18 protein-coding genes and 1 tRNA gene are annotated in these 20,570 nt (G+C 49.2%); 9 read left to right on the top strand and 10 right to left on the bottom strand.

The genetic code is table 11. The features are described 5' to 3' along the window. Position 1 precedes the first annotated feature (1 nt). On the bottom strand, positions 2-1,078 hold the full coding sequence (locus BT142_RS07860; RefSeq protein WP_072417652.1) for a carbamoyl phosphate synthase small subunit: 1,077 nt from the start codon (positions 1,076-1,078) through the stop codon (positions 2-4). Positions 1,079-1,289: 211 nt separating this feature from the next. Here BT142_RS07860 and BT142_RS07855 point away from each other — a divergent pair, with 211 nt between their 5' ends. Beyond that, positions 1,290-1,397 carry a DUF3789 domain-containing protein gene (locus tag BT142_RS07855; RefSeq protein ID WP_072417651.1) on the top strand — a complete coding sequence of 36 codons (108 nt, stop codon included), beginning with the start codon at positions 1,290-1,292 and terminating at the stop codon, positions 1,395-1,397. Positions 1,398-1,444: 47 nt separating this feature from the next. Here BT142_RS07855 and BT142_RS07850 read toward each other — a convergent pair whose 3' ends face one another. Beyond that, the gene (locus BT142_RS07850) at positions 1,445-2,572 is read right to left on the bottom strand and encodes a D-alanyl-D-alanine carboxypeptidase family protein (RefSeq protein WP_072417650.1); all 1,128 of its coding nucleotides are present in this window, start codon (positions 2,570-2,572) and stop codon (positions 1,445-1,447) included. 701 nt (positions 2,573-3,273) lie between these two features. Between BT142_RS07850 and BT142_RS07845 the strand changes: the two genes are divergently transcribed. Then, the gene (locus BT142_RS07845) at positions 3,274-4,530 is read left to right on the top strand and encodes a GGDEF domain-containing protein (RefSeq protein ID WP_175444905.1); all 1,257 of its coding nucleotides are present in this window, start codon (positions 3,274-3,276) and stop codon (positions 4,528-4,530) included. Between the two features lie 180 nt (positions 4,531-4,710). Here the strand turns inward: BT142_RS07845 and BT142_RS07840 are convergent, their stop codons facing one another. Continuing rightward, positions 4,711-6,135: a fibronectin type III domain-containing protein gene (locus tag BT142_RS07840; protein ID WP_072417648.1), complete on the bottom strand. Its 1,425-nt coding sequence runs from the start codon at positions 6,133-6,135 to the stop codon at positions 4,711-4,713. Positions 6,136-6,642: 507 nt separating this feature from the next. Between BT142_RS07840 and BT142_RS07835 the strand changes: the two genes are divergently transcribed. The 4 genes from BT142_RS07835 to BT142_RS07820 all read left to right on the top strand — a co-directional run bounded on the left by BT142_RS07835 (position 6,643) and on the right by BT142_RS07820 (position 11,730). Next, the gene (locus BT142_RS07835; protein WP_072417647.1) at positions 6,643-8,691 is read left to right on the top strand and encodes a carbohydrate-binding domain-containing protein; all 2,049 of its coding nucleotides are present in this window, start codon (positions 6,643-6,645) and stop codon (positions 8,689-8,691) included. 193 nt (positions 8,692-8,884) lie between these two features. Then, positions 8,885-9,508, top strand: a complete 624-nt coding sequence (locus tag BT142_RS07830) for a hypothetical protein (RefSeq protein ID WP_072417646.1) — start codon at positions 8,885-8,887, stop codon at positions 9,506-9,508. A 75-nt stretch (positions 9,509-9,583) separates the two neighbouring features. After that, the gene (locus tag BT142_RS07825) at positions 9,584-10,486 is read left to right on the top strand and encodes a M26 family metallopeptidase (protein WP_072417645.1); all 903 of its coding nucleotides are present in this window, start codon (positions 9,584-9,586) and stop codon (positions 10,484-10,486) included. Then, positions 10,435-11,730 carry a hypothetical protein gene (locus tag BT142_RS07820; protein WP_139182191.1) on the top strand — a complete coding sequence of 432 codons (1,296 nt, stop codon included), beginning with the start codon at positions 10,435-10,437 and terminating at the stop codon, positions 11,728-11,730. The genes BT142_RS07825 and BT142_RS07820 overlap by 52 nt, the downstream gene beginning before the upstream one ends. A gap of 190 nt (positions 11,731-11,920) precedes the next feature. Here BT142_RS07820 and dcd read toward each other — a convergent pair whose 3' ends face one another. The 7 genes from dcd to BT142_RS07785 form a co-directional block, all read right to left on the bottom strand. Further along, a complete protein-coding gene (gene dcd / locus BT142_RS07815; protein ID WP_072417643.1) occupies positions 11,921-12,457 on the bottom strand; it encodes a dCTP deaminase in 537 nt (178 codons plus the stop codon). 957 nt (positions 12,458-13,414) lie between these two features. Further along, entirely contained in the window at positions 13,415-13,972 is a 558-nt protein-coding gene (locus tag BT142_RS07810) for a C2 domain-containing protein (protein ID WP_072417642.1), read from the bottom strand. Positions 13,973-14,248: 276 nt separating this feature from the next. Beyond that, positions 14,249-15,595, bottom strand: a complete 1,347-nt coding sequence (locus BT142_RS18675) for a hypothetical protein (protein ID WP_092983111.1) — start codon at positions 15,593-15,595, stop codon at positions 14,249-14,251. Beyond that, positions 15,582-15,932: a hypothetical protein gene (locus tag BT142_RS18670; RefSeq protein ID WP_175545487.1), complete on the bottom strand. Its 351-nt coding sequence runs from the start codon at positions 15,930-15,932 to the stop codon at positions 15,582-15,584. The genes BT142_RS18675 and BT142_RS18670 overlap by 14 nt, the downstream gene beginning before the upstream one ends. Further along, entirely contained in the window at positions 15,886-16,476 is a 591-nt protein-coding gene (locus tag BT142_RS18665) for a hypothetical protein (RefSeq protein ID WP_139182192.1), read from the bottom strand. The genes BT142_RS18670 and BT142_RS18665 overlap by 47 nt, the downstream gene beginning before the upstream one ends. 293 nt (positions 16,477-16,769) lie before the next feature. Beyond that, a complete protein-coding gene (locus tag BT142_RS07790; protein WP_242940026.1) occupies positions 16,770-17,459 on the bottom strand; it encodes a DUF434 domain-containing protein in 690 nt (229 codons plus the stop codon). A gap of 328 nt (positions 17,460-17,787) precedes the next feature. Further along, a tRNA-Thr gene (locus tag BT142_RS07785) sits at positions 17,788-17,863 on the bottom strand. A gap of 359 nt (positions 17,864-18,222) precedes the next feature. On the opposite strand from BT142_RS07785, the gene BT142_RS07780 reads away from it, so the two are divergent. From BT142_RS07780 to BT142_RS07770, 3 genes are all read left to right on the top strand, one after another. Next, positions 18,223-19,026 carry an EAL domain-containing protein gene (locus BT142_RS07780; RefSeq protein WP_072417637.1) on the top strand — a complete coding sequence of 268 codons (804 nt, stop codon included), beginning with the start codon at positions 18,223-18,225 and terminating at the stop codon, positions 19,024-19,026. Between the two features lie 46 nt (positions 19,027-19,072). Next, positions 19,073-19,786, top strand: coding sequence for a hypothetical protein (locus tag BT142_RS07775; protein WP_242871937.1), 714 nt, complete (start codon positions 19,073-19,075; stop codon positions 19,784-19,786). A gap of 19 nt (positions 19,787-19,805) precedes the next feature. Continuing rightward, positions 19,806-20,570, top strand: a 765-nt coding sequence (locus BT142_RS07770; protein ID WP_084659378.1) for a signal peptidase I, incomplete at its 3' end; no start/stop codon positions are given.

The following is a 20,570-nucleotide window of genomic DNA, read 5'->3' as shown; positions in this document are numbered from 1 at the left end:
ATCACTTCTTGTACTTTTCGATCATGCTCTTGAATCTGTCGAACATGAATCCCGTATCGAGAGGACCGCCTGCCGCTTCGGGATGGAACTGTGCCGAGATAGCAGGCATATAGTCGTAGCTTACGCCCTCGCAGGTGCCGTCGTTGACGTTCACGAAGGAAGCCTTCGCACCCTTGGGCAGCGAGTCGTTGATAACAGCGTAGCCGTGATTCTGGCTGGTAACGAACACTCTTCCTGTCTCTACCTCACAGACAGGCTGGTTAGCTCCTCTGTGGCCGTAGTGCAGCTTTTCGGTCTTAGCGCCCTGCGAAAGTGCGAGCAGCTGATGACCGAGGCAGATACCGAAGATCGGAACATCGAGCTTTGCGATCTTCTTGAGCTCTTCGATGATAGCGGTGTTCTTTGCGGGGTCTCCCGGGCCGTTGGAGAGCATGATGCCGTCGGGGGCAAGCTCCTTCACACGCTCTGCGGTGGTAGAAGCGGGTACTACAGTGACCTCGAAACCGCGCTTTAACAGCTCGCGGCAGATGTTTTTCTTAGCGCCGTAGTCGAACAGAACGACCTTGTGACCGTTCTTCTCCTCGGGCTCAAAGGTCTCTTCTTCCTTGCAGGTAGTGTTCTCAACAGCATCCTCGATAGTGTAGCTCTTGAGATCCGCAAATGACAGACCCGAACCCTCCTGAACGATCTTGCCGTTCATAACGCCGTACTCTCTCACTATCCTTGTGAGCGCACGGGTATCTATGCCGCAGAGACCGATAATACCGTTCTCCTTTAAAAAAGTGTCAAGATCTCCCTCGCATCTGAAATTGCTGGGTTCCTGACACCATTCTCTGACAATATAGCCCTTTACCTGCGGACGGCTGCTCTCAAAATCGGTAGGAATAACACCGTAATTACCGATAAGAGGGAACGTCTGAACAACGATCTGACCGTAATAGCTCGGATCGGTAAGTGTTTCAAGGTAGCCTACCATAGCGGTGGTAAAAACTATCTCACCAATAGTTTCGCCCTGTGCGCCGAAGCTCTTTCCTTCAAATACAGTACCGTTTTCGAGAATAAGATATGCCTTCTGCACCGTAAATTCCTCCTTACGCAAATTTTTTCACATAACATTATAGCACAAAACGACAGTCTTGTAAAGTGGTAAATAAAAAAATTTTTCATTTATTAATATTCGCAGATCTGCTGATGCGGCAGGCTTTTTCGGGCCGTTAAGTGGATGAAAAAAGGATAAAAAACGGTATTTCGGGCATATTATAAAAAGGTGCAGGAAAGGGGGAACGGAAATGATCGGATTTATCATAGGGACCTTTGCAGGGTCGCTCATAGGAGTGACGGTCATGTGTCTGTGTCAGGCGGCAGGTGAAGCCGACAGACATTTCGGTCTGAAATGACACAAACAGCAAAAGCCCTGTCCGTGCGGACGGGGCTTTTTGCATTTCTATCGGATATATCTGTTCAGTATTTTCTGCACCAGCTCGTAACGATCGGTGTTCTCGCCGCAGCCCATGACCGCGCAGACGTATGTGGTGCCGCTGATATCGAAGGCGCTGACAAGACAGCAGCCTGCGTCGGCGGTGGTGCCTGTTTTTAGCCCGATGCAGTCGCTGCGGTAATAGGCGCTGTTCGGGTCGAGGAACAGGTTCGTGTTCGTCCAGAAATAGCTGCCGCCCGAGACGGGTGTGCAGTACACGGTGTGCATGGCGGCGGTCTCACGGATGGCAGGGACGGTCAGCACGTAGTCGGCGAGTTTCAGCAGATCGTCGAGGGTGGTGTAGTGGTCGGGGTCGTCCCAGCCCTCGGGATTCGCGAAATGGCTGTTCGTCATGCCGTGCTCTGCCGCAAAGCTGTTCATCAGTCCGCAGAAGTACTCCACCGAAGCATCGACAGACATTTCCGCGTCCCCCGAAGCCGCCCTTGCGGTGCAGACCGCGACGGTATATGCGGCATCGTTTCCCGAGGGCAGAAGCATTGCCGCGATGAGGTCACGGACGGTGAGCGTCGTGTTCGGTGCGATGCCGCTGAGGGTGGAGTCGGGCTTTGCGCGGTAGACCTCGTCGCCGACAGTCACGAGGTCATCGGGCGAGAGATGCTCCAGCATGACCGAGGCCGAAAGCAGCTTCGTGATGCTTGCGAGAGAGATGCGCTTGTCGGTGCCGCTGCCTGCTATCAGCATATCATCGTCGGCACGGTAAAGCGCGTAAGCCGCGGAGTACGGCACGCTGAGGTCGTCGGGGTCGGGAGCAGGCGGCTCGGTCGTTTCGGGGATCGTGGTCTGAACGGGCGGTCGGGTCTCCTGCACGGTGACGGCAGGTTTTTCGGATGCAGTCGTTTTTTTGCTGTCCGTTTCCGAACTGTCCGAAAGGGGAGTGACGGCGGTTTCTGCCGATGTGACGGCGGTTGCCTGACTTTCGTCCGCCGACGAGGTGTCGGCCGCAAGTGCCGTGACCGCCGTAGTTTCGGCAGTTGCCACGGGCAAGCTGTTGGTCGCTTCTATCGTTCTGCCGCAGCCTGCCAGCATGGTCAGCACCAGACAGACGGCAGCAAGCCTGTTTATCTTGTTTTTCATTTTGCCTCCGAAGTTTCTTTTGTTTATATAATTATATCATGGAACTTTTCCCGTGTCATTATCCAAAAAGGTAAAGCCCCGACGATTTGTATAAATGCCCAAAAATCCCACCGAATATTTGTGCGTCAGTAATCTTTTGAGATATTTTTCATGGAAACACTTGAACCAAAAGGAGAAACATGGTATAATAATACACAGATTATACATATTCCAAACATATTGCATATGGTGCCTTTTTCTTCAAGAGTGCAGGTCTTGCTGGGGGAAACCCGCCTTAGCTTCGCACGTCCGCCTTAGCTTCGCACGTCCGCCTTAGCTTCGCACGGCTTGAAAAAGGGTTCTCCCCCAGACCCCTTTCCTGAAACTTTTAATATGTTGTTAGTTTGTTGGGGTCGGGAAGATAGTCCATTGACATTTCAAAAGATGTTATCTGACAAATACGCTCAAATGGTGCGTTACGCTCTATCGAACGTCTTTTTGGCAAGGGGCAAGCTATTTTGAAAAAGAGCGCCGTAAGCGATATGTGTGAAAATGGGGGATGGGTCATGAGTGACGGAAGCGGAAGTGTTAGCAGGAAGCAGATATCTATATCTGTGCGGTTGCCGTTGTTGTTTATCGCGAGTTTTCTTGTTATAATCGCCGCGGTAGTTTTCGTTGTGTATCTTAGGTTCGAGAGGAGAACGAAAGAAGAGTACACAGCTATGGGGAAGAGTGCCACGATAATGATGTCTGAGGAGTTCGACCATGATAAAGTTCAGCTTTACATGGAGAAGAACTTTGAGCTTGAGGAGTACAATGAGATACGTGAGAATCTTGTGTTCCTGAAATCGAACTACCCCGACGTCTTATATATGTACGTTTATCATTTTGTTCCCGAGGGGGGAGAGGTCATCTTCGACCTTGACAGCGACTACAGTCTCGATGCCGATCCGCCGGGGACGATCTACGAACCCGACCCTGCCGTCGTGCCCTATCTCACCGACCTCTGCGAGGGAAAGGAGATACCCGTCCTGACAGGCGACACGGTGGACGGATATATGCTGACCTATATGCGTCCCGTGTTCGACAGCAAGGGCAATTACTGCTGTCATGTGTGCGTGGATTTCTCGGTGGAGAAACTGCACAGGCAGGACATAAACTTCGTGCTGAAAATGCTCGCCCTGCTGGTGCTGATAACTCTTCTGATCGCGCTTATCGACGTACATACCATGCAGAAGATGGTGACGGGTCCGATCAACCGCATGAAGCAGGCGACCGACAAATTCGCCTACGAGACCGAGACAGATCATCAGAACAACATCGCCGTGATGGAACAGCTCGACATTCGGACGGGGGATGAGATAGAGGACATCTACCACCTGTTCGTGACCTTCATGAAGAATAACCTTAAATATATGCAGAACCTGAGTCAGGCGGAAAAGGACATCCGCTTCAAGAACGCTCAGATAGGTCAGATAAGCCTTGAAGCCTACAAGGATAACCTGACGGGTGTCGGCAGCAAGGCGGCGTATATCAAAAAAGCCGCCGAACTTGAAGAAGCGATGAAGGAAAATGACAGCGGTCTTGCCGTGGTGATGGTCGATCTGAATAATCTGAAACGGATCAACGACGAGCACGGTCACAAGGCAGGGGACACCTATATCAGCGGCTGCTGCCGCATGATCTGCGAGACTTTCAAGCACTCGCCCGTGTACCGCATCGGCGGCGACGAGTTCGTGGCGATACTCAAAGGTCAAGACTTCGACGACAGGGAACGCCTTGCAGGGTCGCTCAGTTCGGCGTTCACAGAGAGCTTCGGGAACTCCGCCCTCGAACCGTGGCTCAGATACTCCGCGGCGGTCGGCATGGCAGAACAGACCCCCGACGACAGCACTTTCGAGTCGCTCTTCCAGCGCGCCGATCAGGCAATGTACGAAGCCAAAAACGCCTTCAAAGCAAAATACGGCAGCTACAGATGATGCTTGGTTTTTCTTAAAGTACATCTCTTTGAAATGTAGAGAGCCAAACGTACCTTTCACATCAAACATACGACATATTAAAAGTCTTTGGAAAGGCGAAGGTTCTCACAGAAAAAAACGCACCACAAAAAAGCGGCAGTTTCACTTAGAAGCTGCCGCCGTTTTTATTTTGGACGGTCGTTATTTGATTATTATGGTGATCGCTTTGTTCGTGATGCCGGTGGTATCCCACTTGCCGTTTAACTTGGCTGCCACTGCGATCTTGTAAGTGCCTGTGGGGATGTTTTTGAAGACATAGTATGTCACGGAAGGGGGAAGCTGCTTTAACACTCTCCACTTGCCTGATCTGTAGTAGGCGATAGCGTAGGCTTCTGCTCCCGAAACGGGCTCCCAGCTTATGCGTACTTCTTTATCATTGATCTCCGTGGACACTTCGGGGTACGGCGATACCTCGCCTGCGGTCACTTCGACAGCGTTGGAGACGTCGGTGATCCACTTGCCGTCCACCTTTGCGATAACGGCTACCTTATAGGTCTTGCCTGCGGTAAGACCTGTCACGGTGTAAGTATCGGTGTTGCCCTCTGCGAGCTTCTTCCAGGAACCGTTCACATAAGCAACGACTGCGTACTTCTCCGCGCCCTTGACAGCAGTCCAGCTGAGCTTTACGGAGCCGCTGCCCTTCTTGGTGGTGATGACGGGAAGAGTGTTGGTGAGCTTTTCGAGAACAACTGTCCTGGTGTCGGTGTAGGTCTTTCCTGCGATGGTGCAGGCGGCGGTGTAAACGGTCTGTCCCTCGGAAGTGCAGGTCGGTTCGGTAGTTTCTGCGGTCACGGAAGCCTTTTCTGTGACGGTCTCGCCGCATCTTGCGCAGGTGCCTGTGAATGTGGCGGACGAGAAGTCATCGCTCCAGTTCCATTCAGCGGTATCGCCGAAGTCGTGACCGTACTTGGGATAAGTCACGTCGAAGATGGTGACTTCCTGTGTGCAGTCGGGGTCGAGGTAGAATTTCAGCGTCTGGAGATCCCACCAGAATTCGGGCTGACCGTCCTTTGTGCAGGTGGGCTCGATGGCGTCGAAGTGCTCCAGCGTGTTGGTGGGAAGAACTTCTTCCTTTGTGTCGGTGTAGGTCTTGCCGTCAAACTCGGCGGTGGCGGTGTATACTATCAGCCCCTCGTTTTCATGGGTGGGATATACCTTCTTCTCGCTTGTGACAGCGGCTTCTGCCGTTTCGGTCTCGCCGCAGGCAGAGCAGGTGAAGACTGCGGATGCGGCTGAATTGTCCTCGCTCCATGTCCACTCGGGCTCGCCGTAGCTGTGACCTGTTGCGGGGATGATGGTGTCATAGATGGTGATCTCGTTCTCGCAGTCAGCGTCGGTATAGAACTTGAGGGTCAGCAGATCCCACCAGTATTCGATGTTGCCGTCCTTGGTGCAGGTAGGCTCAACAGCGTCAAAGTGTGTCAGGGGATCGACGCCCTCGGCGCTTACGGTGAGAGCCGCGCTGCCGATAAAACCGTTTGTCAGCAGGCTTGCAGGAGTGCTGCCCGCAGCGCAGAGAACTGCCAGCACACTTGCGAGAGTGCGCTTTGTGAAGTTGTGTGTCATGATCTTTTCCTCCTTGAGATCTGTCAAAAAAGACTTCGCGCCGATACAGCTGTGCGGCGCGGATAAAAATACATTCTGCAAGGGGACGGTCAGCCTGTCCCCTTACATTATTATATCACAGTTTTTTCGGGGATGCAAGGATTTTTGGAAAAATTCGGTATATATCTTAAGGCAATACCGCACGACCATTGTGCGTCAGATGCGCCGCACCAGCGAAGCTGGTGCCACAGATTTTTCGTCAGATTGTCTAAATTCTCCTTGACTTGCTGACGCAAGTCAAGGAGAATTTGGGCAATCTGACGGAATAATATGTGTATCAAGCTTATGCTTGATACGGCATATGACGTGCAAAGGCGCGAGCTGGTGGTTGTGCGGTGTTGCCTTAACTGCCGCTGAAATTTTAAGTTAATTTAAAGCACAGCTTAAAGCAGATTTTAAGTTAGCGGGATATACTTGTATACAGAAAGGCGGAAACAACATCCGCACTGCATGAAGGAGGAAAAGATCATGAAAGCAAGGATCACAAAGAAAGCAATATCCGCAGCGGCGGCTGCGACCCTTATACTCACACAGACAGGCGTTATGAGCGCTCTCGCATACGACGAAGATACGGCTGATAACGTGTTCACCTTCACCGACACGGGCATCAGCGCTTCGGACACCGACGGCGAGGGCTTTGACATCAGCGGCACGGAACTCACCATCAGCGCCGCAGGTACCTACGTGGTCACGGGCGAATGTGCCGAGGGCAGCATCACCGTCAAGAAAGGCACCGAGGGCGTTGTGCTGGTGCTTTCCGACATCAGGCTCACCTCTTCGGAGACTTCGCCGCTGAAGATAGGCAAGGAGGCTTCCGCAGAGATCGTCATTGAGGGCGAGAACACCCTCACCGACGCGGAAGACCCCGCAAACGAGGATTCCGCCGACGAGACTGCCGCCGCTGATTTCGAGGGTGCGGCGGTCAAGATAAAGTCGAACGCGAACGTTGTGTTCTCGGGCAGCGGCACTCTCACCGCCGACGGCTCGGCGTGCAAGAACGGCATCAAGGGCGGCGAGGGCGCAGACATCACCGTTTCCGAAGGGGTGACCCTTAACGTGAAGGCGGTGAACAACGCGCTTTCGAGCGACGGTTCGGTGACTGTGAACGGCGGTACCCTCGACCTCACGGCCGACGGCGACGGTCTGAAATCTTCCCCCGATGAGGACGACGAGACTTCGGAAGCGGTAGTGAACATCAACGGCGGCGACATCACCATCAGTGCAGGCGACGACGGCATCGTGGCGGACGGTGAGCTGAACATCACCGGCGGAAATATCAGCGTCACTTCGGCTGACGACGCCATACACCTCAACGGCACCGATGGCGGCGAGTCGCTGAACATCCTCGGCGGAAACATCACCATCAACGCGGGCGATGACGGCATACATTCCGATTATCTGCTCAACATCGGTTCGGGGGACGGTAACGGTCCGACCATCGTTGTTGAGAACAGCTATGAGGGCTTCGAGGGCGCGGTCGTGAACCTCAACGGCGGCAGCGGCAGCATCCGTTCGACCGACGACGGCGTGAATGCCGCGAACGGCGACCTTACGGGCTATTCCTTCGAGCTGAACATCACGGGCGGCGAGTGGTACATCAACGCCGACGGCGACGGTCTCGACTCCAACGGCGACATCAACATTTCGGGCGGCTATACCGAGGTCTTCGGTTCGTCGATGGGTGACAATGCCGCTCTCGATTACGGCGATTTCAACTGCAATTTCAACGTGACTGGCGGAACGGTCATCGGCGTGGGTATGTCACAGATGGCGACTTCCCCCACTTCGGGAAAGTACATCACCTTCGGCGCAGGCGGAATGGGCGGCGGTAATCCCGGCGGCGGTCAGCCCGGTGACGGACAGGAACCTCCCACCAAACCCGACAGTGACGACAGCGGCTTCGGCGGACAGGAACCTCCTACCAAGCCCGACGGCGACGACAGCGGTTTCGGCGGACAGGAGCCTCCCACCAAACCCGACGGCGATGACAGCGGTTTCGGCGGACAGGAACCTCCCACCAAGCCCGACGGCGGCGACAACGGTTTCGGCGGTCAGGGCGGCACAGCCATCACCCTGAATGACGGCGACAGCTTCGAGATAAAGGTCGCGGACGGGAATGTGCTCTATTCGGGTAAAGCCGTCAAGAGTGCGAACCACATCGTGTTCTCAAGCGAAGCCCTTGAAGAAGGCGTGACCTACTACCTGTACATCAACGGCGAGCAGGCTGCCGAAACGACTGTCGGCGCAGCTGCGAACCTCGGCGCCCCCCCGACAGACGGTCAGACAGTCAGCACCGAAAGCACCGAAAGTTCGTCTGCGGACAGCTCTTCGGCTGACGGGACTTCCGCTTCGACTTCAACTTCCGCTTCCGCTTCCGCAGCCGCGGCAACAGGCACAGCGTCGGCGTCCGCAGGCTCTTCCGATCCGAACCCCTCCACAGGGTCGGCAGAGGGCATAGCGTTCGCGGCTCTGGGTCTTGCGGCAGCAGCCGCTGTCATCGTGAGAAAGCGCAGATGACCTGAAAGAACCACAGACCCCCGCAGTGATGAGCTGCGGGGCTTTTCTGTGATCTGCCGATACATACTGCCGAGAGAATAGCCCTCATGTATAAAAATACATCTTTCCATTGACAACACACGAAAATAAGAGTATAATTACTCCGTAAGTCCCATCGGTACTTACAGTCTCAAAAGTAAGGGGAAGGTTTAAAATGTCAAACAAAATCACAGGCCTGCTCAGACGGGGCACGGCTTTTGCAGTCACAGGACTGATGATGGTCGGAAGCAGCGGACTGTCGTGGGTCGATCTTACAGCTGAAGCGGCAACGGCTCCGCCAGAGTATGTGGTCACGGTCTACTGGAACGTTGTAAACGATAATAACAACAGGGCAAACTATATTCGTCTGAATTATAAGTATCCGAAGGTCACGGCCTCGGGAAACGAAGTACTTACAAACGCAAAGACAGGTTATGAGTTCATCGATAAGGTTGCCGAAACATCGGGCTCTAATGTTCAGAGCTTTACGGTACAGGGCATTCCCGACAGCCTTGATCTTTCTGTCTGGGGAAAGACCGCCGACAAATCCGAATTCTATGTTGAAAGAGTTACCATTAAAGCTGCTGACCCCGTGGCTTACTGCGGCATCAATACAATCACCTTGTGGGAAGGAAAATTCGGCTGTAAGATCTCAACCATCAACGGCGCTACTAACGGTAATACCCTGCATTTTGGCAAGACCTCGGCTTATTTCGACAGCTGGAAAGACACAGGTGTGGGCTCGAACCGTACCACTGATACAACATTCTACTATGAGAAGAACGGAGAGGGAGTTTAGCCCTTTGGCATTTCTTCGCTGGTCTGCGACGGCGATATCTATGTCCCGACAGATAATAAGGCAGCAAACTATACCTTGTCGGGCGGCGTAGTGTATGACCTGTACGGCGCAAAATACCCCGATCAGCAGAAAGTATTCAGCTTCAGCGGTGCTCCTGCCGGCTCGTTGCGGTTTAACGAGAATACAAGTTTCTCGGTCATGCCGTTCGCTAATCAGGCAAATGATTACACCTGCGATATTTCAGCCGCCGTTTACAGTAACAGAAGTATCTCAACAAAAAAGAGGACGGTCAGGGTGCATACCTTTGACTACAACGTGACCTTCAAGGGTGCTGACGGCACGGTGCTGAAAACTCAGACTGTCGATTACAACAAGAGCACCACACCTCCCGAGCCGCCCAAGTATTATTACAAAAACGGCAAGTGCTGCAAGTTCTCGGGCTGGTCGGGTGACAGCTACAAATACATTATCAACGGTCCGCAGGACCGTACCGTTACGGCGCAGTATAATACAGAGGCAGGCACTCTGGGCGGAAGCGGCACGTCATATGTTCCGTATAGGATATACACTGCCGACGACTGGGATAAGTTCAAAGCCTTCTGTGATGCAGATGCAACAGACGGCGTGTATTTCAGACTGATGAATGATATTGCCGTCAGCACGATGGCAGGAAGCAGGGAGCATCCGTTCAAGGGCAATTTCGACGGAGCGGGACATACGATCACTGCCGACATTTCAGGCAGTGCAGGTAAAGAAGCTGTATTCTCCTGCATTGACGGCGCAACTATCAAAAATCTGACAGTTGGCGGCAGTATCACAGGCGGACAGCATTGTGCGGCTCTTGCAGGTTTTGCTGACGGCAAAAATACCATCGAAAATATCAATGTGACCGCGGATGTCAATCTGAACAGCAGCGTTTCCGCAGCGTGGTATACAGCGGAACTATCGGCAGCAAGGCATATTACAGTGATTTTGTGAATGTCGGCGGTATTATCGGATGGGCTGACAATGCTAATATCACGATGAGCGACTGTCTCTTTGCAGGTGAATACAGCGGCGGTTCAAAGTTCCACCCGATCGGCTGCAAATATGATGCTGCTTCTGCTTCTATAAAATGCACGAATGTTTACTACACGGTACAGCCCACCTCCGTGGAAAAACACACCCTGGCGGATACGAGCAAGCCTGCTCACACCATTACCGCAGGCGAATATGTGACAGTCGGCGGCAGCAAGGCAACTCAGTACAATGTCAGCGGTATCACGGCTTACGGCACAGGTCTTGCGTATAACGGAAAGTACTACGCGGCAAAGGATGAAACAGTCACCCTCGGCAATACTCTTCCCGCAGGTCACGATCTCACGGGATACACAGCAAGTGCGGGAACGATCGACGGCGATACGCTGACAATGCCCGACAGTGACGTGACCGTGAACGTGGAGTATGAGCTGGGTGCGATCGACATTTCCTTAGCTGCTGTCTCCTTCGAGCGTAGGCACATCGTTTATACAGGCGAGGAGATCACGCCGAAATTCACCGTTAAGTTCGGCGACACTGTCCTGACCGAGGGTATCGACTATACTGTGTCGGGCGAGACCTCTGCCGTAGACGCGGGAGAGCATACCATTACGATCACAGGCGTCGGAGGATATAAGAATACTGTTTCCGCTGTATGGGTGATAGGTGATGCAAGTACCTACGTCCCTCCTGTCATCACATACGTCAAGGGTGACGGCGCAGTCAGACTCGACTGGACTGCGGTCAGAGGCGCCGAAAGCTATGCGGTAATGGCTTACCTCAACGGCGAGTGGACGAAGATCGCAGAGTGTGACAGCAACACCTACACCATCACGGGACTGACCCCGGTCAAGGAGTACAAGGTAGCTGTTATCACAAAGCTCGACGGCGAGTGGTTCACCGACACTTCAAATGCGATCGTTGTGACCCCGAATGCACCTGTTTATCCCCAAGTTAATGTTGAGGTACGGGGCAATGCGTTCAGGCTCAGCTGGGATGCGGTCCCGGGTGCTGAAAAGTACGCGGTCGCATATTATTCCGCAGGCAAGTGGAGACTGCTCGATCAGTTCGATGCGACCAGAACCGTCTACACCAGGACTAAGGTCCCCGCAGGAACCTATCAGCTCGCAGTCGGCGCGAGAGTTGACGGCAAGTGGGATATCAGCAACCTGAACCAGAGGGCTGTGACTGTTACCATCAAGTAAGTCTTTTTACACCTTGGTTTTTTAGCTTGTCGGATGGCTGCGTTATTCATAGCCGCGGTTTCTGCAAGGAAATAAAAATGGATCCCAAAACAAAAAGCAGGTTCTTATGACAGATAACCATATAGAAGTTTTGCCCCGAAGCGTTTCAAATCGCTTCGGGGCATTGAATTAATTATCCTGCTCAGATAAATCAGAATTTATCTGAATCCATAAAGACCTTTGAGCCTGTTGCTCCTTTTTGTCCTTGATACTTTCCATTGTATGGATTTAGTGCATGATCGTCCATTTCTGCAAATACTAACTGTCCTACTCTACGTCCGCACTTAAGCTCGATAGCACATCTGTTAGCATTATATAATTCTAATGTTATCTCACCTTTGAAGCCAGGATCGACCCACCCTGCATTCTGAATAAACAACCCCATTCGACCAAGAGAACTTCTGCCTTCAACGAATGCCGTTAGATTATCAGGCAGTTCAAAATACTCCATCGTTGTTGCCAAAACGAATTGCCCGGGTAAAATCAAGTAAGTATCGGTTTTAATGGTCTTATAGCTTATCTTATTGTCCAAGGTTATTATTCCCGAAGGAGTGTCATCAACAACGCTGAATGTATCGCCTAACCGTATATCAACACTTGCGGGTTGTATTTGTTCTTTTATAAGCGGTTTGATCACCAAAGAGTTTTCATCAAGCATTTTTATAATCGTTTTATCGGATAATATCATTTTTATAGCTCCTCTCGATGCAGATACGATTTGTATTCGCATTCATTATAACACAGTATTACTGCCATGTCAACAGAAACTCCATAGTACTTCTGACCTTGCATCAGAAATACTATGGCGAAAAACTTCTATATCAGCATCGCACATATGGACCTGCTTTTTTATTATTATCACACTATTAATATAGTACACTTATTCGTTTGTCGCTGTATCGGCTGTCAAGATATGCTCTGAACTGTTCTTTGTCGTGCAAGTAGCTTTCAAGCACGCGTCTGACATCGTTCAGAACAATACTGTACACCACATCATAAGTGATATATGAACATGGCTTCTAAGCCATTTAAAATTATATCAGAATGAGTTTTGATTGTCAATTTTTTGTGTCGGAAACTGTCAAAGTTTGGATGGCTGCACAAGTGTCATAAGGGTGTTATTATTAGTTTCATATTCAACTTTACGAATAAGCAGCACACAAAGCTACCCTGCCCTTCATTTAAAACCATCACTGATGCTATTCATTCTCAACCTACTCTTTGACATAAAAAATCCTCCTCAAAGTTGACACGCTTTATGTTTCGCGTGTCAACTCTGAGGGGATAATATCAGTTTATTTGTTATTATCGAGCATTGCGGCATAACGTGCCTGATCGTCTTTGGGAATCTCCAATGCATCCATTGCCTGCTGTGCTGTCAGTTTCAGATTTTTCATCATCTTCTTGATGCTTTCAAGCACCTCCTACTCGATTTCCTTTGTCATGGGAATATTGAATTGGGTTTCGAGTATCTGTTTTCTTCTTGCAACAGTCTCAGTTGTAGACAGAAGCGTACTCAAAAGTCGAATAATACTATTATCACCTTCCATACCCTTATCATTCAAGGATATGATAATGATCTTCATTTTGTCATAGTTTTCGACCTGCGACTTGTAGGTTATACAAAACTGATTTTTTATTCTCTTTATTCTTCCAACTTAAAAGATATCTGAGGATCTCCTTTTTTCCTCAGGCTGAAACCGGTGACAAATACATTATCATCTAAGATATACACTGTACAGTAAGGAGAAGATAGTGCTTTTTCCGGCAGTTTGTGTCCTGCACCTACAGTACATTCTTGATCGCCGTTATCATTAAATCTTATAGTCAGTATGGTGTGATTTGGTTTTCTTGGAGCACGACTGCCTATTGCATAATTAATGTGTGTCCTGCGATATGAAACTATTTCGCCGTCTACCTGTTTTCCATTTGCAATGATTCTTTTCACGCGCCTGATTCTGAATGTCATGCTCAAACCAAGGAGAAACAGCGGAATCGAAAAGGATAATGGGTATAATAAATTTTCACATAGATTATTCCAGCTGTGTCCGTCATCTTCTGAAAAAACAGCAAATGCACAAATCAAAATAAAGAGCGTAATTCCGATAATGTATGCCCCGATTTCTGCCGCATGACATCTGCGAAAGCTGAAATCATAACCGCTCAACGGATTCTCTATGACTTTATACTTGTTTTTCTTCATCGAGCGTATCATCTCCTATGTTATCATTATTTTATCATAAATACGCGGTTTTGTCAAGTAGGAGATGGGCTGTCTTGGTTGATGAGTATACCGAAATAGAACGATTTACGAAGAATTTAGACCGTATTGTTCTGAAAGCGGTATATAAAAATATGAAGGTTAATATAGCTATTTTCCCGACCTCAGCAGTCGGTGGCACAAATAGGCTCTCAGCGCTTTTGGTGAACGCTCTTTGACCGTTATTTATGTATCGCGTTTGCGACCTTTTTCTTAGCATTACCAGTCGGATACGAACTCCGCACCTGCTTCGTATGCTTTGGCAGCAACAGCACTGCCGCCCATACTTCCGGCAAATCCGCCTACAACTCCTCCAACTGCTGCTCCGGTTGCGGCTCCGCCAACTCCACCGACAACTACTCCAACTTTGGCTCCGGTTAATGCTCCAGCCGCAGCTCCAGCTTTGAATCCTGCAATACCACCTGCTGTTCTAGCCGCATTTCCTCCAAGTTCATAAGCTAACTTTTCACCGCTGATATCACCGTCAACATAGCCTTTAACATCATCGTAAGACTCCACGCCCATTGTTATCACCGCTGCCGGAATATTTGAACCTCCGGCAAGGTCGGTAACAGCACCGGTTACATATCCAATACCGCCTGCAATAGCTGTGTCCTTAGCCACATTTTCAATAGCCTCGGTGCCGGATATCTCACCATTATAGTATTGCTGAAAATTATCCACACCCGATACCACAGCAGTCAAGCCTGCGGCTTGTTTGGCTGATGAAACTCCGGCTTTGTGTGCTCTGATTGCTTTAAGTGTATAGTACGGGGTATTATAGGATATGGAGCTTGGTTTGGTTTTTGCATCAATTAATTTACATTTTTCCAGCTCAATCTGCTGTTCAGCGATTTTTTCAGTATTCCCTTCAAGTTCTAACTTTTTAATGCTTTCTTCTATTGACTTTATTTTTTTACTATTTATCTGTTTTACTCCTTCATAATAATCTTTGGGAATTTCGACTTCATGACACTTTTCATAATATCTGTTATATTCAGATGACTTTAAATGAGCATAGCACTCTTTTGCATTTTTACCAACAAATTTAGACTGTATCGCTTTACAATCCTTGATACTGCCGTCTTCATTAAACCTAAGCCTGAACTTATCAGCAAAAGGGTCATTTCCTTTTGATAATTTCCAGTCATCACCAAGAAAATCAGACGTTTTGCTTCGCAAATCATCAGACATTTCATCAAGTCTAATAGTAACTTCACCTGTTCCTTCTGATATTGCTTTAATATTGTCAACACCGGTACTGATCTTTTCAGCAGCAAATCCGGCTTGCTGTCTGAGATAATCATTGCTTACATCACGATCAGCTATTCTTTTAAGACCTTTTATCGTATCAAATATTGTAGCTTTTACAGTCGGTGATTGTTCAATATTCTCAACGCCCATTGCTTTGGCATATTCAAGGTAGGCTGTATTTTCACTAGCATACACCCCACCCTCAGGCGCTAAACTGCTCCTGAATCCCTTATTCAGCGATTCCAGCTTGCCTCTGATACTAACAGCACTGATATCCAGTCCGCTTCTTTCAACAGCGTCAAATGTCATCATTATCCTCCTCCTCTACTGATGTCATAACAAAACATATATCCTGCAATTTGTTTCTGTTCATCTTTTTGAGCCTTGAGGCAGCAAGTTCCTCCAGCTCATTTGCGGAGCGCAGCTTTTCGATGTCCTTGTCGGTGATGCCGAGAACCGTTCTGACAAGCTTTCCGAGCTCCGGCAGCTGCTCCGACTTCCACACGAGCTGACCGCCGAAGATCTCGTAGTCCTCGATGAGCGAGCCGATCGTTTTGCGGTCTTTGCGCGAAAGGCTGAGCACTCTCAGCGAACGCGTCAGCTTATCGATCGGCACGGGTTCGCCGCCGAACCAGGGCTGCATCAGCATTCTGACGATGCAGCTGCGAGCCTCCTTTTCCGTGAGCAGAGCGGAGCTGTTCGTGTAGACATAGCGCTCCTCCTTCACGTTTGCCTTGTTGATCATCGTGAGCACGGGCTTCACCCAGTCGTTCTGATATACATGGATAATCCTCATCGAAAAGCTCGCTGTTGTCCTTGCGGAATGCTTCAACATCGAACCTTCTGTAACGGTTCTCATCGAGCCACACAAGCAGTTCATCGATCCTTCCGATCTTTTCCTCACGGGATTCCAGCTCGTTTTTCAGAAAAACAGGCACTTCATTTTCAGAGACACCAGCCCTGCGAAAAGTCTCCCTGACCTCATCACAGTCAAGTGCCGTTCCCGAAAAATCAAGCTCGAAATAATAACCGTTCATCTCATCGTGAAATATCTGCGGTACAGCGTCGATCCAGTCTTGAAGCGGTTTGTTCTGATATTTTTCAATCAGACTGTTGATATGCGGCGGCTGCCCGTTGAATCTGACGTCTATTTCCATGAGATACGGATTGTAATACAGTTCGGCTTTTATCATGTTCTGACCCCCGTTATTTTATTACCAAAGCAAGGAAAAATTGGCACAATATGATATTGTTTTGAAATGTTATATCATATTAAGGCTTAATTGTCAATAAAAATAGTGGATTATGTACAAACCGATACGCCGATTGACATAAGTAATAACTATCAAGGCATCTGACAGAAAATAGCCGCGGTTTTGCTTCTGCTATAAGTAGTATATAGCAGTTTCTGCAAGTGTTATAAAAATGGATTCCAAAACAAAAAGCAGGCTCTTATGAACCTGCTTTTTTCTGACGCTGATCTATTTTACAATTGATCCTGCATGATCTCTATGTAAGGATAATCACCTATCTGCTTCTCTACAACATATTTCACAAGGTTGAACCACTGCTGACATTCATCAAGAATGATCGCGTCTGCCGATGCGACCAGCGGCTTGGTTTTCAGGATTGCATCCACCGGATTCTCTGTCTCTACTTCCAGTGAAAACGGGATAGATCCTGCTAATTCCAGAATCCTCTGTCTGAGCCGTCCGGAATTGGATACCGGCTGGTCGAGATAGATGACCGCTTTTTCCACTTCAAGCGTCTCTAAAGATGCAAGTAAAGCGCGAATGGCTGAATCCGTCTGCGAGATCAGCCTGTAAGTGCCGTGCAGACCTGCCAGATCACGGATAGTGCCATCCATACAGCGAAACAGCATGGAATCTGAATACGCGATCTCCAGACCGATGATGACATTTAATCCGTCGATATAAAGCGTTTTTCCCGAAATGTCAGTCAACTCACGATTTTTCCGTGAAATGATGCTTTCCTTCGGAGAAACAATGCGTGCCAGTGCAAGACGCTGACGCTCAGATAACTGATAATGGTCGCCAATGAACCGTGTGGTACCTGTGACGGGATAACCTCGGTTCAGCAAAAAATAGACCTCCTCAGCCGCTTTCCGCAGCTTCGGGAGCGCTTTTTCTGAAAAATCCCGTTCATCTGTCGGCATAAAGCCTCGTTTTGCGTTTGGAGTCATGTTTTCACCTCATAAATCTTTATCTTTTGCTCTAAAATACCATTTCAATTATATCACATCTTAGCTGAAATATCAACCACAACTGCACGACCAATTCGTTGCGCACCAATAGAATTCTTCTTTCCACTATTGTAATAATATTAATAATAGTATACTTAATATCCTGTGCCTCTGTGACACAAGGGGTATGACAGTTTACAAAGAAAACGTCCCCTATACAATCAGTCGGGTTGTATAAGGGACGAAAAAAGCCCGTAAACGTCAGCATGAATTCGTTCATGCGGTTTACGGGCTTTTCGCTTGGAGCTGGTAGTCGGACTCGAACCGACGACCTGCGCATTACGAATGCGCTGCTCTACCAACTGAGCCATACCAGCATTGGTGATATTTGATTTTTGTAAGACGCTTGCGTACCGACTGTGCCGTGTCGCTTTAAGCACAGCCCACGACCTGCGCATACGAATGCGCTGTCCGAATTTATTCGGACACTCTACCAACTGAGCCATACCGGCGAAAAATTTTGCATATAATATTATACCGCATTTTGGTGAGAAAGTCAAGCTTGTTCATATTTATTTTACAATATAAATCTTTTGTACTTTATTTCTCATTTTTCTTTAGTTTTTTGTATGAAAAATATGAAATTAGTCTTAATCAGTCATTGACAAATTGACAAAAATGATGTATAATGATAATGAATAATTGTGTATAGTCGGAAAAGGGGGTGAACGGCACAATGGCAGAAAATACCGAACCTAAGGTCACGACCGTTAACGGGGTCCGCGCTGTTGAGCTGTTTTACCGCATTATCCGCGATATCTCCAGCGGAAACTGCGCCTTCTATCAGTCGCAGACCAGACTGAATACTCCCGGCATGGGAACTCTTATGCCCGAGAATTTCAGGGACACCGCCGAGATAACCACACAATGCATCCGCCTTTTCGAGCTGGAATACGTTCAGACTCTCGAAGCGATAAACAAATTTATCGAGCGTGAGATACTCTTCCAGTGGGTGTCGGTCTATATGCCCGTGAAATTCCTGCTCCAGCATGAGGCGGATAAAAGGATCTACGACCTTGCGACACGCTTTAAGGTCACTCCCAGTAAGCTGTGCTTCGCACTTCCCGTAAAACTTCTCAATGAGGAGAACCCCGTGGTGTCCGCCACCATCAAGGCGCTGAGAAATCACGGCTTCCACTTTATGCTGACCGATTTCGGAAGCGCGGGCTGCCCTCTGATGAAGCTCTCGGATTATGAGGTCGATTACGTCGTGCTCAGTACCGAGGTAACGGGTTATCTGGGCAAGAGCGAACGCTCGGACAGTGCGGTCAAGTCGCTTATCGACTTCGTAAGGGGTCTTGATGTCGAACCCATCGCCGACGGCGTGACGGGCTCGGCACAGGCGGAAAAACTGTACGAGTTTGAGTGTATGTACTGCGCAGGTCCGCTTTCGGGAAAATACGTCGCCGAAAGGTACGTAAGAAGAAGGTCGGATCAGCTTGTTGAACAAGAAAACGGCGAAGGCCAAAAGGAAGAATGATCGTTGATCTGAAATATACTACAATATTGAAAAAGGAGAATCTGCTTTGGCTGAAGATATTAGAGATGTTCTGGAACTAAGAAGGACTGCCAAAGAGGTAAAGCGGTATCAGGTCATAATGAGAGTCATAGGCTTGCTTGTGATAATCCTCGTGGCGATACTCGCGATAGCTTACGCGATATCGTATTTCTATGACAAGTACGGCAGCTTTACTGTAAAGATCAGCAAGTACGATATGATGCGGCAGGGACTGACCTTGTCGGAAACACCTGAGTATGAGCGTTCTGAGGCGGTGCTCAATGCGGATATCGTCTACGATATGACGAATATCAGCGGAAACGATCTGCCGGAAAATATCGACATGATAAACGGCAGTCATAACGGTGAGAGCTATATAGCTTACACCTTCTATCTCATCAACGCGGGCGATGATACGATAAGCTACGACGGCGAGATGACGATAGAAAACGTAACTAACAAAGTTGACGAGGCTGTCAGAGTGGCAGTTTACATAAACGGCGAAAAGACGGTCTACGGCAAAACAAAATCCAACGGCAGCGGAAAAGAATCTGATTGTGACAGCGAGTTTACCTCCTCTACGATCGTAATGACAACGAAACATGAGGGCTTTGAACCAAAAGCGAAGGATAAATTCACAGTCGTGGTGTGGCTCGAGGGAAATGATCCCGACTGTACCGATGAACTTATCGGCGGAACTTTAAAGCTTGGAATGGACTTCAAGATAGTCGAAACAACATGATCGAAGAGAGGTAAATGAAATGAAAAAAGTACTCAAAGCAATTGTTAACGTTCTTGCGTGGATAGTTCTTATCCTTGCGCTCCTTGTTACGATAATCGTATTCTCGTCGGGCAAGAATAACGGCGTGGCGAACCTTTTCGGGTTCATCCCCCTTACGGTAGAATCCGATTCGATGCTCCCGACATTCAAGAAGGGCGACCTCATCATCTGCAAAGAGGTCGATGACCTCAACACCCTCAAGGAAGGCGACGTTATTACCTTCTGGACGATAATCGACGGCAAGAAAGTAAAGAACACGCATAGGATCGTCGGAATAAATATAGCTGAGAATTCCCGCAGCTTTATCACACGAGGCGATAACAACAACCTTGAGGACGATATGCCCGCATACGCAGGCGATATCATCGGTCAGTGGACCGAGTTCAAGCTCGGCGGTGCAGGAAAGGCTATGAGCTTCCTGCGCACCAAGAAGGGCTTCTTTATCTGCATAGTTATCCCGATGGCGATATTCTTCCTGATCGAGCTCTACAAGTTCATCATCACCGTTCAGGAGGTCAGAAAGCCTGTCCTCACCGAGAGCGACGAGGAAGAGATCAAGCGCCGCGCTATCGAGGAATACCTCGCAAGCCAGAACAAGGACGGCGGCAGCAAGCCCGAGGAAAAGACCGAAGCAAAGACCGAAGCAAAGCCTGCCGAGACTGCGGAGACTCCTGTTGAGAGCGCACCTGCTGAGGCGGCAGCTCCCGTGACTGCGGAGACCCCGACCGAGAGTACACCTGCCGAG

The sequence above is a fragment of the Ruminococcus sp. YE71 genome, from assembly GCF_900119155.1.
Taxonomy (GTDB): Bacteria; Bacillota; Clostridia; order Oscillospirales; family Ruminococcaceae; genus YE71.
The sequence above is the reverse complement of the archived record's forward strand: the minus strand, read 5'-3'. Positions and strand labels throughout refer to the sequence as shown.

Bases quoted from the DNA above. Each gene is read 5' to 3' on its own strand.
- BT142_RS07855 (WP_072417651.1), top strand. From the start codon at position 1,290: ATGATCGGATTTATCATAGGGACCTTTGCAGGGTCGCTCATAGGAGTG.
- BT142_RS07850 (WP_072417650.1), bottom strand. From the start codon at position 2,572: ATGAAAAACAAGATAAACAGGCTTGCTGCCGTCTGTCTGGTGCTGACC.
- BT142_RS07845 (WP_175444905.1), top strand. From the start codon at position 3,274: ATGGGGAAGAGTGCCACGATAATGATGTCTGAGGAGTTCGACCATGAT.
- BT142_RS07840 (WP_072417648.1), bottom strand. From the start codon at position 6,135: ATGACACACAACTTCACAAAGCGCACTCTCGCAAGTGTGCTGGCAGTT.
- BT142_RS07835 (WP_072417647.1), top strand. From the start codon at position 6,643: ATGAAAGCAAGGATCACAAAGAAAGCAATATCCGCAGCGGCGGCTGCG.
- BT142_RS07830 (WP_072417646.1), top strand. From the start codon at position 8,885: ATGTCAAACAAAATCACAGGCCTGCTCAGACGGGGCACGGCTTTTGCA.
- dcd (WP_072417643.1), bottom strand. From the start codon at position 12,457: ATGATATTATCCGATAAAACGATTATAAAAATGCTTGATGAAAACTCT.
- BT142_RS07810 (WP_072417642.1), bottom strand. From the start codon at position 13,972: ATGAAGAAAAACAAGTATAAAGTCATAGAGAATCCGTTGAGCGGTTAT.
- BT142_RS18675 (WP_092983111.1), bottom strand. From the start codon at position 15,595: ATGATGACATTTGACGCTGTTGAAAGAAGCGGACTGGATATCAGTGCT.
- BT142_RS18670 (WP_175545487.1), bottom strand. From the start codon at position 15,932: ATGCTGATGCAGCCCTGGTTCGGCGGCGAACCCGTGCCGATCGATAAG.
- BT142_RS18665 (WP_139182192.1), bottom strand. From the start codon at position 16,476: ATGATAAAAGCCGAACTGTATTACAATCCGTATCTCATGGAAATAGAC.
- BT142_RS07790 (WP_242940026.1), bottom strand. From the start codon at position 17,459: ATGCCGACAGATGAACGGGATTTTTCAGAAAAAGCGCTCCCGAAGCTG.
- BT142_RS07780 (WP_072417637.1), top strand. From the start codon at position 18,223: ATGGCAGAAAATACCGAACCTAAGGTCACGACCGTTAACGGGGTCCGC.